Source organism: Dactylosporangium sp. CA-152071, assembly GCF_050936335.1.
GTDB classification, from domain to species: Bacteria; Actinomycetota; Actinomycetes; order Mycobacteriales; family Micromonosporaceae; genus Dactylosporangium; species Dactylosporangium maewongense.
The window spans coordinates 7,253,666-7,268,999 of sequence record NZ_JBNJMZ010000001.1 but is presented as its reverse complement, the minus strand read 5'-3'; the positions used below and the strand labels follow the sequence as shown (position 1 = coordinate 7,268,999).

Annotated in this window: 12 protein-coding genes and 3 tRNA genes; 11 read left to right on the top strand and 4 right to left on the bottom strand. The window is 71.0% G+C overall.

Going from position 1 to position 15,334, the window contains the following annotated elements; translation table 11 throughout:
- Positions 1–72 precede the first annotated feature (72 nt).
- The 4 genes from ACQEVZ_RS32720 to ACQEVZ_RS32705 all read left to right on the top strand — a co-directional run bounded on the left by ACQEVZ_RS32720 (position 73) and on the right by ACQEVZ_RS32705 (position 4,494).
- Positions 73–1,662, top strand: coding sequence for an MFS transporter (locus tag ACQEVZ_RS32720; protein ID WP_433373614.1), 1,590 nt, complete (start codon positions 73–75; stop codon positions 1,660–1,662).
- Positions 1,659–2,069 (top strand): globin, encoded by a 411-nt coding sequence (locus ACQEVZ_RS32715; RefSeq protein ID WP_344501502.1) that lies wholly within the window; start codon positions 1,659–1,661, stop codon positions 2,067–2,069. The genes ACQEVZ_RS32720 and ACQEVZ_RS32715 overlap by 4 nt, the downstream gene beginning before the upstream one ends.
- A 75-nt stretch (positions 2,070–2,144) precedes the next feature.
- Positions 2,145–3,398 (top strand): delta-60 repeat domain-containing protein, encoded by a 1,254-nt coding sequence (locus tag ACQEVZ_RS32710; RefSeq protein ID WP_433373611.1) that lies wholly within the window; start codon positions 2,145–2,147, stop codon positions 3,396–3,398.
- Positions 3,399–3,564: 166 nt separating this feature from the next.
- Complete coding sequence (locus ACQEVZ_RS32705) at positions 3,565–4,494, top strand: hypothetical protein (protein WP_433373608.1); 930 nt, start codon at positions 3,565–3,567, stop codon at positions 4,492–4,494.
- Positions 4,495–4,542: 48 nt separating this feature from the next.
- Here ACQEVZ_RS32705 and ACQEVZ_RS32700 read toward each other — a convergent pair.
- From ACQEVZ_RS32700 to ACQEVZ_RS32685, 4 genes are all read right to left on the bottom strand, one after another.
- Positions 4,543–4,618 (bottom strand) — tRNA-His (locus tag ACQEVZ_RS32700).
- Positions 4,619–4,671: 53 nt separating this feature from the next.
- Positions 4,672–5,289, bottom strand: coding sequence for an oligoribonuclease (gene orn / locus ACQEVZ_RS32695; protein ID WP_425552165.1), 618 nt, complete (start codon positions 5,287–5,289; stop codon positions 4,672–4,674).
- A 117-nt stretch (positions 5,290–5,406) separates the two neighbouring features.
- On the bottom strand, positions 5,407–7,077 hold the full coding sequence (locus tag ACQEVZ_RS32690; RefSeq protein WP_433373605.1) for a hypothetical protein: 1,671 nt from the start codon (positions 7,075–7,077) through the stop codon (positions 5,407–5,409).
- Positions 7,078–8,295: 1,218 nt separating this feature from the next.
- Positions 8,296–10,080, bottom strand: a complete 1,785-nt coding sequence (locus ACQEVZ_RS32685) for a copper resistance CopC/CopD family protein (protein WP_433373602.1) — start codon at positions 10,078–10,080, stop codon at positions 8,296–8,298.
- Between the two features lie 131 nt (positions 10,081–10,211).
- Between ACQEVZ_RS32685 and bcp the strand changes: the two genes are divergently transcribed.
- The 7 genes from bcp (at position 10,212) to ACQEVZ_RS32650 (ending at position 15,253) form a co-directional block, all read left to right on the top strand.
- Entirely contained in the window at positions 10,212–10,685 is a 474-nt protein-coding gene (bcp, locus tag ACQEVZ_RS32680; RefSeq protein WP_344501508.1) for a thioredoxin-dependent thiol peroxidase, read from the top strand.
- Positions 10,686–10,743: 58 nt separating this feature from the next.
- The gene (locus ACQEVZ_RS32675; protein ID WP_344501509.1) at positions 10,744–12,318 is read left to right on the top strand and encodes a circularly permuted type 2 ATP-grasp protein; all 1,575 of its coding nucleotides are present in this window, start codon (positions 10,744–10,746) and stop codon (positions 12,316–12,318) included.
- An 8-nt stretch (positions 12,319–12,326) separates the two neighbouring features.
- Complete coding sequence (locus ACQEVZ_RS32670) at positions 12,327–13,274, top strand: alpha-E domain-containing protein (RefSeq protein WP_344501510.1); 948 nt, start codon at positions 12,327–12,329, stop codon at positions 13,272–13,274.
- On the top strand, positions 13,271–14,113 hold the full coding sequence (locus ACQEVZ_RS32665) for a transglutaminase family protein (RefSeq protein ID WP_344501511.1): 843 nt from the start codon (positions 13,271–13,273) through the stop codon (positions 14,111–14,113). Before ACQEVZ_RS32670 ends, ACQEVZ_RS32665 begins: the two co-directional genes overlap by 4 nt.
- A 24-nt stretch (positions 14,114–14,137) precedes the next feature.
- Positions 14,138–14,210: transfer RNA gene (locus tag ACQEVZ_RS32660), tRNA-Leu, on the top strand.
- 52 nt (positions 14,211–14,262) lie between these two features.
- Positions 14,263–14,994: a hypothetical protein gene (locus ACQEVZ_RS32655; protein WP_344501512.1), complete on the top strand. Its 732-nt coding sequence runs from the start codon at positions 14,263–14,265 to the stop codon at positions 14,992–14,994.
- Between the two features lie 110 nt (positions 14,995–15,104).
- Positions 15,105–15,253: transfer RNA gene (locus ACQEVZ_RS32650), tRNA-OTHER, on the top strand.
- The last annotated feature ends 81 nt before the right edge of the window (positions 15,254–15,334 follow it).

Genomic DNA, 15,334 nt, shown 5'->3' with positions numbered 1-15,334 from the left:
CAAAGGCCGGCTCGGCCGCGCCCGCGAACGCTCGACGCCGCTGTCGTGACCGATGGAAAGGGGGCTCCACCGGTGTCTGATCCCGACGAGTCCGCCGAACGCCCGGCCGGCGCCTGGGAGGTGCTGGCCGACCGCGAGTACCGTGCGGTGTTCACCGCCAGCGCACTGTCCTGGTTCGGCGACAGCGCCGCCCGGGCGGCCGTCATCGCGCTGGTCTACCAGCGCACGGAGTCACCGATCGCGTCGGCGGCGGCGTTCGCGATCAGCTACCTGCCGTGGCTCGGCATCGGCGCGGTGCTGTCGGCGATCACCGAGCGGCACTCGTACCGCAAGATCATGATCCTGTCGGACCTGATCCGGATGGGCATCATGACCGCGCTCGCGGTCTTCGGCGGCCTGCCGGTCGGCGCCCTGATCGGCCTGCTGTTCATCAGCGCGCTGCTGAGCCCCCCGTTCGACAGCGCCCGCTCCGCCCTGCTGCCGCGCATCCTGCAGGGTGAGCGGTACGTCACCGCGCTGACCCTGCAGCGCACGTCCGGCCAGTTCGCGCTCATCGCCGGGTATGCGGTGGGCGCCGCGCTGACCGCCGTCGACGCCCGGTACGCGCTGCTGCTCAACGCCGCCAGCTTCGGCCTCTCCGCCCTCCTGGTCGCGGTCCGGGTGCAGGAGCGCACGCCGAGCCTCACCGCCGACAAGCGCACCAACCTGCTGCGGGAGAGCGCCGAGGGCTACACGGTCGTGTTCCGCTCGCCGGTGATGCGCTCGATCGCGCTCATCGTCTTCTGCGGGGTCTGCTTCGGCGTCGTGCCCGAGGGTCTCGCCGCGGCCTGGTCGGCCGACCTCGCCGGCGGCCCCAACGCCGTCTACCTCGGCACGATCATGGTCGCCGCGGCGGTCGGCTTCGTCGCCGGCAGCATCGTGATGACCTGGCTGGTCAAGCCGCAGCGCCGCAACGCCTTCATCCGGCCGTTCTCCCTGCTCACGCCCCTGGCGCTGGTGCCGGCGCTGTTCGACCTCAACATCTACGGGGTCCTCGCGATGACCCTGATCTCCGGCGCCGCCCTGTCGGGGACCCTGCCGGCCACCAACGGGCTGTTCGTGCAGGTGTTGCCGCCGGCGTACCGGGCGCGCGCGTTCGGCGTGATGCAGAGTGGCGTGCACCTCATCCAGGGCGGCTCGATCCTCTTCACGGGCTGGCTCGCCACCCACAACCCGCTGCCGCAGGTGGTCGGCTACTTCGCGATCGCGGGCGTGGTCGTGATGGCGGTCATCGTCGCCACCTGGCCGGCCCACGCCACGATCGCCGACGCCATCGCCGCCAACAAGGTCCAGGTCGCGGCCGACGCGCACGCCGCCAGCCCCGGCGCCGACGAGGACTTCGGCGAGGTCACCATCGACCTCGGCCGCGCGCCCCTCGCGGCCCGCCGCTCGCGCCCGTCGCCCGGTCCGGCACAGCGCCGGACGCCCAGTGCCGAATCCAGGGCCGAATCCAGCGCCGAATCCAGCGCCGACCCCGACGCCGCTGAGCGCGGCCCGGCGCAGCGCCGGATGCCGGTCTCCGACCCGGAGGAGCGCACGGTCGACCTCAGCGAGCGCACGACGGACCTCGGTGCGCTCCCGCCGCGCTCGTTGAGCCACGGTCGCGGCATAGTTGACGGGTGACGTCCTCCCCGAACTTCTACGAGCTCGTCGGCGGCGAGCCGACGTTCCGCAAGCTGGTCGACGAGTTCTATGCCGGCGTGGCCGACGACCCGATCCTGCGGCCGCTGTATCCGGAAGAGGACCTGGGGCCGGCGAACGAACGGTTCCGCCTCTTCCTGATCCAGTACTGGGGCGGCCCCAGCACCTATTCGGAGGCCCGCGGCCATCCCCGGCTGCGGATGCGGCACGCGCCGTTCGTGATCGGCCCGGCCGAGCGCGACGCGTGGCTGCGGCAGATGCGCCGGGCGGTCGACGCGATCGCCCTGGAGCCTGAGGCCGAGGCCGTGCTGTGGGAGTACCTGGAGCGCGCCGCGCACTTCATGGTCAACGCCCCCGAGGACGGCCATATCGGACACATCGTGTCTTAGGTAACTTTCCTTCGTTAGTGGGGTATGCGCCCCATGTTGGGCGCTTCCCCTGGCACTGACGAAGGAGCCGCACGTATGCGCCGACGATTGATCGCCGCCGCCGCTACCGCACTGGCCGCGCTCGCGGTCGCGATCCCCGCCTCGGCGGCGCTGAACCACGCCACGACCGTGTCGACGAACCCCGCCGACAACACGCCGAACGTCCTGGACGGCGAGGTGCGCGCGTTCGCGCTCGTCGGGGACGTCGTCGTGGTGGGCGGCGACTTCACCACCGTCGTCCCGGCCGGGAAGAGCGCGAAGCTCAAGCGCAAGAACATCTTCGCGTACCGGGTGGCCACCGGCGAGATCCTGCCGTTCGCGCCGGAGGCCGACGACGCGGTCCTCACGCTCGCCGCCGGGCCAAACAACACCGTCTACGCCGGTGGCGCGTTCAAGAAGATCGGCGGCGGTGCGCAGCGTGGCCTCGCGCAGCTCAGCCTCGCCGACGGCAAGCGGGTGCCGGCGTTCACCGGTGAGATCAACTGGGGCGACCTGCGCAGCCTCGTCACGTACGGGCCGTGGCTCTTCGCCGCCGGCTCGTTCTCCTCCATCGGCGGCCAGAAGCGGGCCGGGCTGGCCCGTCTCAACGCCACCAGCGGCCTCGCCGACACGACGTTCGACGCCAGGCTCGCCGCGCCGAACCTGACCCGGGTCAAGCTCGAGGACCTGGCGATCAGCCCCGACGGCAACCGGCTCGCCGCCGTGGGCGCCGTGGAGCAGGCGTTCGGCCAGTACCGCGCCCAGCTGGTCGTCATCGAGAACGCGTCGAACTCGGCCCGGCTCGCCGACTGGTACACCGACGTCTACACCAAGCCGTGCCGCGCAGGCTTCGAGACCTACCTGCGGGGCGTCGACTTCGACCCGACCGGCACCTACGCCACGGTCGTCACGACCGGCCGCAAGTGGGGCGACCACCTCATGTGCGACACCGCCGCCCGCTTCGACCTGCGCGGCACCGGCCTGCACAAGCCGATCTGGACCAACTGGACCGGCGGCGACTCGCTGTACTCCGTCGCCGACACCGGCGCGGCCGTGTACGTCGGCGGCCACCAGCGCTGGATGGACAACCCGTTCGGCAAGGAGACCGCCGGCAAGGGCGCGGTCAGCCGGCCCGGTATCGCCGCGATCAGCCCGGTGAACGGCAAGGCCACCTCGTTCAACCCCAAGCGGGAGCCGCGGGGCGTCGGCGCCAGGGCGCTGCTCGCGACCCCGTACGGCCTCCTGGTCGGCTCCGACACGGAGAAGATCGGCGGCGAATGGCACGCCAGGCTGGCGATGCTCCCCTTGTAGACGTATCTGGTTCGCACGGCCCCCGTCTTGTTGGACGGGGGCCGTTTTCGTGTGTACGCGTGGCCACACTCTCCGCGACGACCAGTCGAATGTCGGACACGCGTCGGTGCACGCGGCTACGGCGGCGAATAGTTTTGAGGAGCATGGATGCGAAGGGACGGAACCAATGGCATCGCAGGGCTATCGCGACTGGATCAGAGCCGGCCGGCCGTACACCCTGATCCGCCCGGCACGAGCGGTCCAGGCGGCGCTGCTCAAGCACGGCATCACCGTCTGGGACTTCCCGGACGAGGGCCACCAGAAGGCAGAGCCGCCCGAGGACCACACGCCCTACTCGACGACGGGCTTCCCGGGCCAGAACCAGCGCTGGAACGCCCGCGGCCTGGACATCATGCCGCGCTCGGACTCCAAGGCGCACCGCAAGGAAAACGCCGACATCGCCCGTCAGATGATCCGCGACCGCGACGCCGGCGTGCCGGGCGCCATGTGGATCAAGTACATCAACTGGACCGACGAGGACGGCGCCTGCCGCCAGGAGCGGTGGACGAGCAGGAGCAACCAGTTCCAGCGGACCACCCGGTCCTCGACCGACAGCGGACACGTGCACGTCTCGGGCCGGTCCGACGCCGACAACGACGCCCGAGCCGACGGCTACGACCCACTCGCCCGCATGCGCGGTATGACAGGAGACGACATGAACCTCGGCGACCGGATCACGATCCCGCTGTACGAGGCGCCCGACGGCGTTCCGCTGCCGACCGGGCCCGAGACGCTCGACGTGGCGACGATCCTCGGTGGCGCCCACCGCCGGGCGTACATCGCCATGCACCTCGCCCAGCAGGCCCGTGACGAGGCCCGGGCCGCGTCCGTGGCGGACGCGCAGCGGGACCAGGCGGCGATCGCCGCCATCCAGGCGCTGACCGCGATCATCCAGGCCGGCGGCGGGACCGTCGACACCGCGCCGATCCTCGCCGAGATCCGCGCGGTCCGCGAGGAGACACATGCCGAGGTGACCCGGCTGCAGGAGGAGATCAACGCGCTGAAGGCGCAGAACGAGACGCTCGCCACGGCCCTGGCGGCCGCGAACAAGGACTGAAAACAGTTCGGCCCCGGTCCTTCCGGACCGGGGCCGAACTGTCCTACATGGGGTGACTGATGGGATTTGAACCCACGACACCCGGGACCACAACCCGGTGCTCTGCCAACTGAGCTACAGCCACCATGAACGTGCTCGCCAATAATAGGGCATGAGCACGGGCATACGTCGACTGGGTTAGCGCGCGCCGGTGTCGGTTTCCCGGCTCAACTCCGCCCCGATCGCCTTCGCCGCCTCCACGTCCGGCCCCGGCAGCGGCACGAACAGCGTCCGGCGGTAGTACTCGAGCTCCCGGATGCTCTCCCGGATGTCCGCGAGCGCCCGGTGGGCGAGGCCCTTCGGCGGCTGGCCGAAGTACACCCGCGGGTACCACCGGCGGCACAGCTCCTTGATCGAGGACACGTCGATCATCCGGTAGTGCAGGTGGTTGTCGAGCCGCGGCATGTCCCGCGCCAGGAACCCCCGATCGGTGGCGATCGAGTTGCCGCACAGCGGCGCGGTGCGCGGATCGGGCACGTGGGCCGTGATGTAGTCCATGACGAGGTCCTCCGCCTCCGCCACGGTGACCGCCGACGCCCGCACCGCGTCGGTGAGCCCCGACTTGGCGTGCATGTCGCGCACCACGTCGAGCATGCCGTCCAGCAGCGCGTCCTCCGCGTGGATCACCACGTCGACGCCCTCGCCCAGCACGTTGAGATCCGGGTCCGTGACCAGCGCCGCCACTTCGATCAGCGCGTCCTTCCCCAGATCGAGCCCCGTCATCTCACAGTCGATCCAGACCAAAAGATCACCCACGCCCCACAGCCTAGTGTTCATCTGGCCGACTTCTCACACTCCACATCTCCTCGTTACCTTTATCCTTCGGTCGGGACCCGCCGGACGTGGTGCGGCTCACGTTCCGCCGGGGAACCGTCACCGCGAGGTGGCCGCCTCTTCCTGCCCCTCCACCGCGACCGGCGCCCAGGTGAACTGCAGCTCGATCGGCGGCAGCTTCGGCAGCGGCGGCAGCGCCAGGGGCCCCGGGGCGTCGTCGTCGAGCGCCTCCGCCGGAGCGGGGCGGTCCAGTTCGGTCTCCGCGAGGCTCTCCTCAGCAGCGGTCCGACGTTTTGTCCGCGGCGTCTCCTGTACAGCGACCGCCGCATCCGGGGCGTCTTCGCCGTCGGCCGCCGCTTCCTGCCGCGCCTCACCCTCGGGCTCCGTGGCCTGGGCCGGGTCGTCGACCGGCTTGTCCGTCACCACGACGCCGATCACGGTGGTCTGGCGGTCGGCCTCGTCCGTCTGGCTCGCCACCGCGAGCGCGACCACCGGGACGTCCCCGCTCTGCTCCGCCGCGGTCGCCTTGCCGGCCTCGGTTTCGGTTGCCTTGTCGGCCTCGGGGGTTTCGCTGGGTTCGTTCGCCTCGCCGGTTTCCGGCATGTCGCGGTTCTTCGGCACGACGGGGTTGAGCAGGGCGGCGATCGGCTCCGACAGCGTCGACAGGTTGCGGCGCAGGACCGCCCGGCTCTTCGTCGGCTGCGACGGCAGCGTCGGCAGCACGAGCCGCTCCTCCGCGCGCTGCGGCGGCCAGGCGAGGACCAGCAACGCCAGCAGGAACCCGGCCGCCCCGAGCATGAGCAGCCCACCGGCCGTCGGCCCGATCCACGCCGGCGCCAGCCGCGCCGTCACCGTCGCGTCGATCCCGGCGGTGCCGTCCGCGTTCATGACCACGAGCGCCAGGTGCCGCCCCCGCAACGCCGACGGCGACCAGGACAGCTCCGCCGCCCCACCGGCCGTGACGCTCTTCGCCAGCCAGAACGTCTGCTCCCCCGGCGTCCCGCTGCCCACGTTCGGGTTCCCGGCCGCGCCGCCGCTCGTCACGGCGTTCGGGTCGCTCACGTTCGGGTCGGCGGCGGTCGCGCCGGGGACCTCGGACCCCGCCGTGCCGGGCGCTGTCACACCGGGACCCGCCACGGCCGGCCCTGTGGCACCGGGCTCGACGTCACCGGGGCCTTCGGCACCAGGCGCCGCGGTGCCGGTCTCGCCGGCACTGGGCTCTCCGACGCCAGGACCTTCGGTGCCGGGGACGGTCGCGTCGGGGGTCACCGCGCCAGGAACCGCGGGCCCCGTCATCGCCGGGTCGCTCGCGCCGCCCTGCACCTGTCCGGCCTGGGACCCGGCGGTGCCGGGCTTCCCGGCCTTCGCCGCGGCCGCCCGGGTCTCGAACTCCGTGAACTCGACCGGCAACGGCCCCCGCGCCAGCCGCACCCGGTCGATCCGGGCCTGCACCTTGCCGTCGAGGTACTGCCCCACCGCCGCTTCCGGAGCCAGCCCGATGAACAGGGGGCCGCCGGAGCCGACCGCCGACAGGCTGAGCGTCGTCTGCCCACCCCGCGCGAACGGCGCATCGGCTCGCAGCAACGCGTCGACGTCAGGCACCACCACCGCGCGCCCCCCGGAGCGCAACCGCTCCAACCGCGCCGTGAACGTGTCATCCCCCGCACGATGCTCCATGGCCACCCAGAGTCCGCCCCCAGCCAGCCCCAGCGGCACCGCGATGAGCAGCAACAGCGCGCCGACACCTGCCCGAACCAGACGCACGACCATGGCAGCGGCCCCTTCCCCCAGCAATCCGAAGCCGACAATACCGCCAAAAAACCCGCGAATTACCTTCTTTCGCCGCAAACCCACTAGGCGGCGCCGAATTACCCCGCCCACGCACAAAGATCCCGATCCACCGCCCTGACCAGCACCTCCCCACACCAGAGCAGGCCGTCGATCCCCACCCTGTCCCGCGCCAGCCACCGCTGCCCCGCGCCCCCACCGCCCCAACACCCCGCGGCGCGTTGATCGAAGTCTGGATCCGGCCGTCCCGACGACCGCCCCTGTCCTTCGATCAAGCCAGCGGCACGAGAACCGGCAAACGGCAGCCCGAGGTCCAGCAAGCCAGCAGCGAGGATCGGCAAGCCGACGCCACAAGGGTCAGCGTTGCGCAGGTGGCGCCCAGGCCCACCACTGCGCCGTGCCGCCACACCAACTGCGACGGCGCCCAGCACTCACCGCCTCGACACCCAGCAACGCGGTGATCAAAGTCCGGATCCGGCCGTCCCGACGACCAGATCTGTCCTTCGATCAACCCAGCCGCCCAAGCACCACCAGCAAGCCAGCGGCGAGCGTCAGCAGGCAAGCGGCACGAGAATCGGCGAGCCCGCGGCACAAGCACCGGCAAGCCAGCAGCACGAGGACCAGCAAGCCAGCAACGAGGATCGGCAGGCCGACGGCACGAGGGTCGGCGTTACACATGTGGTGCCCTGGTCCGGCAAGCAGCGATGTCCCCCACCCAAAGCCGGCGACCCCCACACGGACGCGCCGATCAACCCACTGCACCGCCACGGACGCACCGCTCAGCCCACGGCGACGACATGGACGCGTCGCGCCGGCCACGGGCGCCGCCACATCCGCTGGCACACCGATCAACTGCCGGCACCCCGAGCACAGGCAACGGGGTGCACGGCAGCCGACCCGGAGCTCGGCGCTCGCGGGAACCCCGAAGCCCGCACATCGTCAGCGCAGACCCGACCGGCCAGCACAGCAATCAACCAGCCAGCGCCGCGATCAACGGCCAGCCCAGCGGCACCGGCCGACGACCGGCCCTGCGGGGCCAGCCAGCATCGCGATCAACGGCCGACCCAGCGGGACCGACCAACGACCCGACCCAGCGGGACCGGCCAACGACCCAACCCAGCGGGACCGGCCAACATCCCAACCCAGCGCGGCCAACCAGAGCCGCGCAGGGCCGAGCGGGGCGAGGCCACCTGGCGGGTGTCAGCTGCGGATCGGGACCTGGACGGCGATGGTGGTCTGGTTGAGTTCGTCGACGCGGACGGTGAACTTCAGCTCCCACGTCCCCGCCGGCGTCAGGGTCACCGAGCCGGTGGCGTGGTCGGGGGTGATGGGCAGGGTCGGCAGGACGATGGGTTCGATGCCCTTGGCCGGCAGGGCGGCGGTCGCCTTCCACTCCGCGACGGTCTGCGGGCCCGAGCCGTCGGGCTTGAGGGCATACAGGTGGACGGTGTTGGGGCCGACGCGACCCGGGGAGACGTCGACCTCGAGCTTCACCAGGTTGGTCGTGACGGTGGTGGTGAAGGGGCCCTCCGCCCCGTTGTCGCCGGCCGCCACGCTGCGGGCCGGGCTCGTCTGCACCAGCACGGACGTGAAGCCGAGCACCACGACAGCGATGAGCACCTCGATCAGCACCGCCCGCCGCAGCCGGGCCCGGTCGGCAGGCTCGGCCGGAGCGTCGGCGACCTCCTCGGAGTCGGACAGGTCGGCCAGGTCCTCCGAGTCATCGGGGTCGTCAGGGGCATCGGAGTCATCGGAGTCGTCGAAGTCGGACGGGTCCGTGGCGGCGGGCGTGGGGGCCGGCGTGAAGCGGCGGTTGGTGATGCTGCGGGAATAGGCCGCGACCCCCAGGATCACGGCCAGGAGGCCGACCTTGACCATGACGAGGCGGCCATACGTCGTGCCGGTCAACGCGTCCAGGGTGCCGATCTCGACGAGGGCCTGCGCGGTGCCGGCGAGGACCAGCACCGTGATCGCCAGCAGCGCCCAGCCGGACCAGACGGGCACGATCGCGGTGAGCTCGCGGGTGTCGGCGCGACGCAGCAGGAACGCGAACAGCATCAGCAGGCCGCCGAGCCACACCGCCATCGCGGCGAGGTGCGCGGCGTCGGCGACGACGGTCAGCGTCGGCACCGGCGAGGCGCTCGGGTGCCCGGAGATCGGCCAGGTCGCGAGGCCGACGACGCCGAGGATGACGAGCAGTGTCTGGTCGATCTTGCCGGCGCGGCCGGCGATGAGGGGGCGCAGCAGCACCGCGACGGCGATCGCGACGGCGATGCGGATCAGGTGGGCGGCGCCGAACGTGGTGCCGAGCACCTCGCGGGCCGCGGTCGAGGAGACGTCGAACAGGGAGGTGCCGGAGGTGTACGGGATCTGCAGGTACAACTCCAGGGCGGCGCTGAACACGAGCAGCCCGGCGCCGGTCAGGGCCACCCTGCCGGGGTCGCGGGCGGAGAGCCGCCGCGGCCAGAGGGCGAACAGGACCAGCGTCGGGCCGACCAGCAGGATCAGGCCGGCGAAGCCGATGAACCGCGCGACGGACATCGCGTTCTTCACCACGGCGTCGGTCTTGACGTCGGCGCCGGCGTCGTTGCCGCCGGGCACGGCGGAGGCCTGGCCGTAGGAGAAGCTGTAGCCGCCGCTCACGGGGTGGCTGTCGGCGGAGATGACCCGGTAGCTGACGAGGTAGGTGCCCTTCGGGCCGCCGGACTTGAGCGGGATGACGAGCTCGGTGTCGCGCGCGGCGGGCTTGCCCGTGTCGGCTCGGCTGCCGTCGGGCGCGATGACCCGGATCTTGTCGGCGACGATGCGCACGGGCTCGCTGAAGGTCAGCGTGATCTCGCCGGGCAGCTGGTCCACGACCGTGCCGGCGACGGGGGCGGTGCGCTCGATGATCGCGTGCGCGCCCGCGGGCGAGGCGGGGAGCAGCAGGATCAGCAGCGCCCCGAAGAGCGTCGCCAGGGGGATGGACCAAGCGCGGCGGGTCATGCCGACCATGATTTCGCGAATTTCTCGGAGATGCTGCCGCGGGGGTCGGGTTTATACGATCCGTCACGTCGCCGGGACGCACCGCTATGCGCCGTCATGGATGTCACCGCCGCGCGATAGAGTGCCGAACCATGACGACCACACGCCTGGAGCCGGGTGACACCGCTCCCGATTTCACGCTGCAGACGGATCGCGACGAGCCCCTGTCGCTCGCCGACCTCCGGGGGCGCAAGGTCGTCCTCTATGCCTATCCGGCGGCGATGACGCCCGGCTGCACCAAGCAGGCGTGCGACTTCCGTGACAATCTCGCCTCGCTCAAGGCCGCCGGCTACGAGATCGTCGGCATCTCGCCGGACTCCCCGGCGAAGCTGGCCCAGTTCCGCGAGCGCGACGCGATCACGTTCCCGCTCGTGTCGGACCCGGACCGGGCGGTCCTCAAGGCATATGGCGCGTTCGGCGAGAAGCAGAACTACGGCCGCACGGTGCTGGGCGTGATCCGCTCGACCTTCGTCATCGACGAGAAGGGGCAGATCGAGCGCGCGCTGTACAACGTGAAGGCCACAGGACACGTAGCGAAGCTCCGCCGGGACTTAGGACTGGACTGACGCGTCGCGCAAACACATCGGTAATGCGGCTGAAACGGGCCGTGCCTAGCCTCTCGCCATGGCGGACATCTTCGACGACTATTCGATGTCCGGGGCCATGTTCGAGGCGTGGGACGAGATGTTCGAGCGCCCCGGCCTGCCGCGGTCGCCGTACCGTTCGCTGTTCGCCGCGCTGCAGCCGCTCGCCCCGGCCGACCTGAGGTTCCGCGCCGACCAGCTGGCCCGGGTCTTCACGGACCGGGGGGTCACGTTCGCCTATGCGGGCGAGGAGCGTCCCTTCCCGCTGGACCTGATCCCCCGGATCCTCGACGCCCACGAGTGGGACCTGCTGACCGCGGCCGTGCAGCAGCGGGTCAAGGCACTCGAGGCGTTCCTCGCCGACATCTACGGCGCCGGGCGTGTGTTCGCCGACGGCGTCGTGCCCCGGAAGCTGATCACCACCAGCGCGCACTTCCACCGCCAGGCATACGGCATCGAGCCGGCCAACGGGGTCCGTGTGCACATCAGCGGCGTCGACCTGATCCGGGACGAGGAGGGCAGGTTCCGCGTCCTGGAGGACAACCTGCGCATCCCGTCCGGGGTGTCGTACGTGATCGAGAACCGCCGCGCCCTGACCCACACGATGCCGGCGTTGTTCGCCGAGGCGCGGGTCAGGCCGGTCGACGACTACCCGGCCCGGCTCCTGGCGGCGCTGCGGGCCGCGGCGCCGGAGGGCGTGGAGGACCCCACGGTGGTCGTGCTGACGCCGGGCGTCTACAACGCCGCCTACTTCGAGCACGCGCTGCTCGCCCGGCTGATGGGCGTGGAGCTGGTGGAGGGGCGCGACCTCGTCTGCAGCGGCAACCGGGTCCGGATGCGCACCACGCAGGGCGAGCGGCCGGTCCATGTGGTGTACCGGCGGGTCGACGACGAGTTCATCGACCCGTTGCACTTCCGGCCCGACTCGGTGATCGGCTGCCCGGGCATCGTCAACGCGGCCCGCGCGGGCCAGGTCACGCTCGCCAACGCGGTGGGCAACGGCGTCGCCGACGACAAGCTCGTCTACACGTACGTGCCGGACCTCATCCGGTACTACCTGTCGGAGGAGCCACTCATCGACAACGTCGAGACGTACCGGCTGGACGACCGCGACCCGGAGGTCCTCCACGACGTGCTCGGCCGGCTCGACCAGCTCGTGCTGAAGCCGGTCGACGGCGCGGGCGGCAAGGGTATCGTGATCGGCCCGCAGGCGTCGGACGAGACCCTCGCCGCGCTCAGGACGCAGGTCGAGCGGGACCCGCGGGGCTGGATCGCGCAGCGGCCGGTGGCGTTGTCGACGTCGCCGACGCTGCTCGGGGACCGGGTCGCGCCGCGCCACATCGACCTGCGGCCGTTCGCGGTCAACGACGGCGATGAGATCTGGCTGGTGCCCGGTGGCCTGACCCGCGTCGCGCTGCCGGAGGGCGCGCTGGTCGTCAACTCCAGTCAGGGCGGCGGTTCCAAGGACACCTGGGTGCTCGCGCATCCGACCGACCCCGCGCCGTCAGTACCGCAGAAACACAAACTGCCAGAGCCGCGTGAGGCCGGTGGCGGCCCCCGCGACTCCGGCCCGGCCGCCGCGCAGCTCGCCGGTCAACAGCAGCAACAACAGTAGGAGGGGCCGTGCTCAGCCGCATCGCGGAGTCCCTGTTCTGGATCGGCCGCTACGTCGAGCGCGCCGACGACACCGCCCGCATCCTCGACGCGTTCCTCGGCCGGCTCCTGGAGGACCCGTGGGCCGACGAGGACGCCGCGTGCCGGACGCTGATGTCGGTGCTCGGCGCGCCCGCGCCGCAGGACCGGCGGATCACCACGGGCGACGTGCTGGAGCTGCTCGCGTTCGACGCGGAGGACCCGAGCGCGATCTCCGGCGCGATCGTCGCCGCCCGTGACAACGCGCGCGGTGTCCGCGAGACGATCTCCAGCGAGATGTGGGAGTGCCTCAACGTCACCTGGCACACGCTCGCGTCCCGGCGGGTCGCGGCTGAGCGGCTCGGACCGACCGTGTTCCTCAGCTTCGTCCGGGAGCGTTCGGCGGTACTGGCGGGGCTGGCCGAATCCACGATGAGCCGCGACGACGGATGGCGGTTCCTCGTGCTGGGGCGCAGCCTGGAGCGCGTCGACATGACCGCACGGCTGCTGTCGATCCAGACCAACACCACGGACGAGATCACGGGCTGGCGGACCGTGCTGCGCTCCTGCGGCGCCGACGAGGCGTTCCTGCGCACCCACGGCGGCACGTTCGACCCGCAGCGGGTCACGGAGTTCCTGCTGCTGGACCGGCTGTTCCCGCGGTCGGCGCTGCACGCGCTGGGCACCGCCGAGCAGTGCCTGCGCGAGCTGGCGCCGACGACCGAGCGGGCCGGCGTCACCGACGCGGCGCGCCGGCCGATCGGGCAGATCCGCACCCGGCTCGAGTACGCCGACACCGCCACCCTCCTGGCGGAGCTGCCGCAGCACCTGCGGGCGCTGCAACAGACCTGCGCCACGGCCAGCGCGGCGATCACGGCCCGCTACTTCCCGCAGTCAACCCCCGTCACCTGGGGCACCGTCGCATGGGGTGGATCATGAGTTGGCGTCTCAAGATCAGGCATGTCACCGGCTACCGGTACGCGGGCACCGTCTCCGCGTCCTACAACGAGGCGCGGCTGACCCCGCTGACGCTGCCCTGGCAGACCACGCTGTTCAGCCAGGTCGAGGTCACGCCGGGGGCGACGACATACCGGTACCACGACTACTGGGCGACGCAGGTGACCGCGTTCGACCTGCACCGGCCGCACCAGCAGCTGCGGGTCGTGTCCAGCAGCCTCGTCGAGGTGACGCCGCCGCCCCGGCCGGTCGTCGACCTCGGCTGGTCGGAGCTGGCCGCCGACGCGGTCCTCGACACCCACGCGGAGCTGCTGACGGAGCGCCCGCTGACGGCCGTCGACGCCGATCTGGCCGGTGAGGCGTGGGACGCGGTCGCCGGCAGGTCGCCGAAGGCCTCCGCCGAGGCGTTGTCGCATTGGGTACGGGAGAACGTCGCCTACGTGCCCGGATCCACCGGCGTGCAGACGAGCGCCCAGGAGGCGTGGAAGCTGCGAAAGGGGGTCTGCCAGGACATCGCGCACCTGACCGTCGGGCTGCTACGGGCCAGGGGCGTCCCGGCCCGGTACGTGTCGGGTTATCTGCATCCGAAGGCCGAGGCGGAGATCGGCGAAACAGTCGCGGGGCAGAGCCACGCCTGGGTCGAATGGTGGGCCGGCGATTGGACCGGCTTCGATCCCACGAACGGGATCCCGGTCGGCCCGCGGCACGTGGTGGTCGCCCGGGGGCGCGACTACGACGACGTGCCGCCACTGCGCGGCGTCTATCACGGCGCGCCGAGCAAACACCTCGGGGTCACCGTCGAGATCACGCGCCTGGCCTGAGTAGAGTGATGCCCGGTCATACGCGGGGCCGTAGCCCAATGGCAGAGGCACACGGTTTAGGTCCGTGCCAGTGTGAGTTCGACTCTCACCGGCCCCACGTTTATCTCGGATGAATTTCGTCGTACCCGGCTCGTACACTCGGCCGCATCATGACGAAGCTGAATCAGATCATCGCGGTCGAGAAGGGCGTCAAGTCGCGCTCCTTCCAGGAACTGACCGACGCGCACCACGTGCTGCAGAAGCCCGCCCTGCTCGCGGGCATCGCGCGCACCTACCGCCCGAAGGACGAGGAGGGCGAGCAGCTGCCGCCCGAGTCCACCCGCGTGCAGGTCAAGGCCGACGAGATCCTGCGGCAGACCGCCACCATCCTGACCCGGCTCTTCGACGTCACCGCGACGAAGGACTGGACCAACTGCGTCGCCCGCGCCGACGTCGTCGTCGACGGCACGCCGCTGCTGCGGGACGTGCCGGTGTCCTACCTGCTGTTCCTGGAGAAGCAGCTGGTCGACCTGCTGACGTTCGTGCGGAAGCTGCCGGTGCTCGACGCGTCCGAGTCGTGGGTGTATGACGCCTCCGCGGACTGCTATGCGACAGAGCCGACGCAGACCACCCGGACCAAGAAGATCCCGCGCAACCACGTGAAGGCCGAGGCCACGGAGAAGCACCCGGCGCAGGTCGAGGTGTACTACGAGGACGTCGTGATCGGCTACTGGAAGACCGTGAAGTTCTCCGGCGCGCTGCCCGCCCAGCGGGTCAACGAGCTGGTGGAGCGGGTCGAGAAGCTCCAGGCCGCGGTGAAGTTCGCCCGCGAGGAGGCCAACGGCGCGGAGGTCGTGCAGCAGGAGGCCGGCGAGAAAGTGTTTCGCTTCCTCTTCTCCTGACGACTAAGATCGGTGGTGCGCAAGGAGCGCAGACTGAACCTGAGGCTCAGTTTGACAGGTGCGCGCGGTGTCAATGTGAAGGTTCGATTCCTTCCGCCGTCACTCGTGACGGCGTAGCCCAATGGCAGAGGCGGCCGCGGGAGCCGAAACACAAACTCAACTTCTCGCTCCAGTCTGAGCATTCGCCGCTCAACACCGGATCGACCGATCGCAGACCTCGTCGTCGAGGCTACGGGTTCAACTCCCGTTCGGGCCTCCAAGCACGGCCCGATAGCTCAATCGCAGAGCGCGACGCCTTCAAGCTGATCTGCGATCTTAAACGTGCCGGTGTGTGCAATTG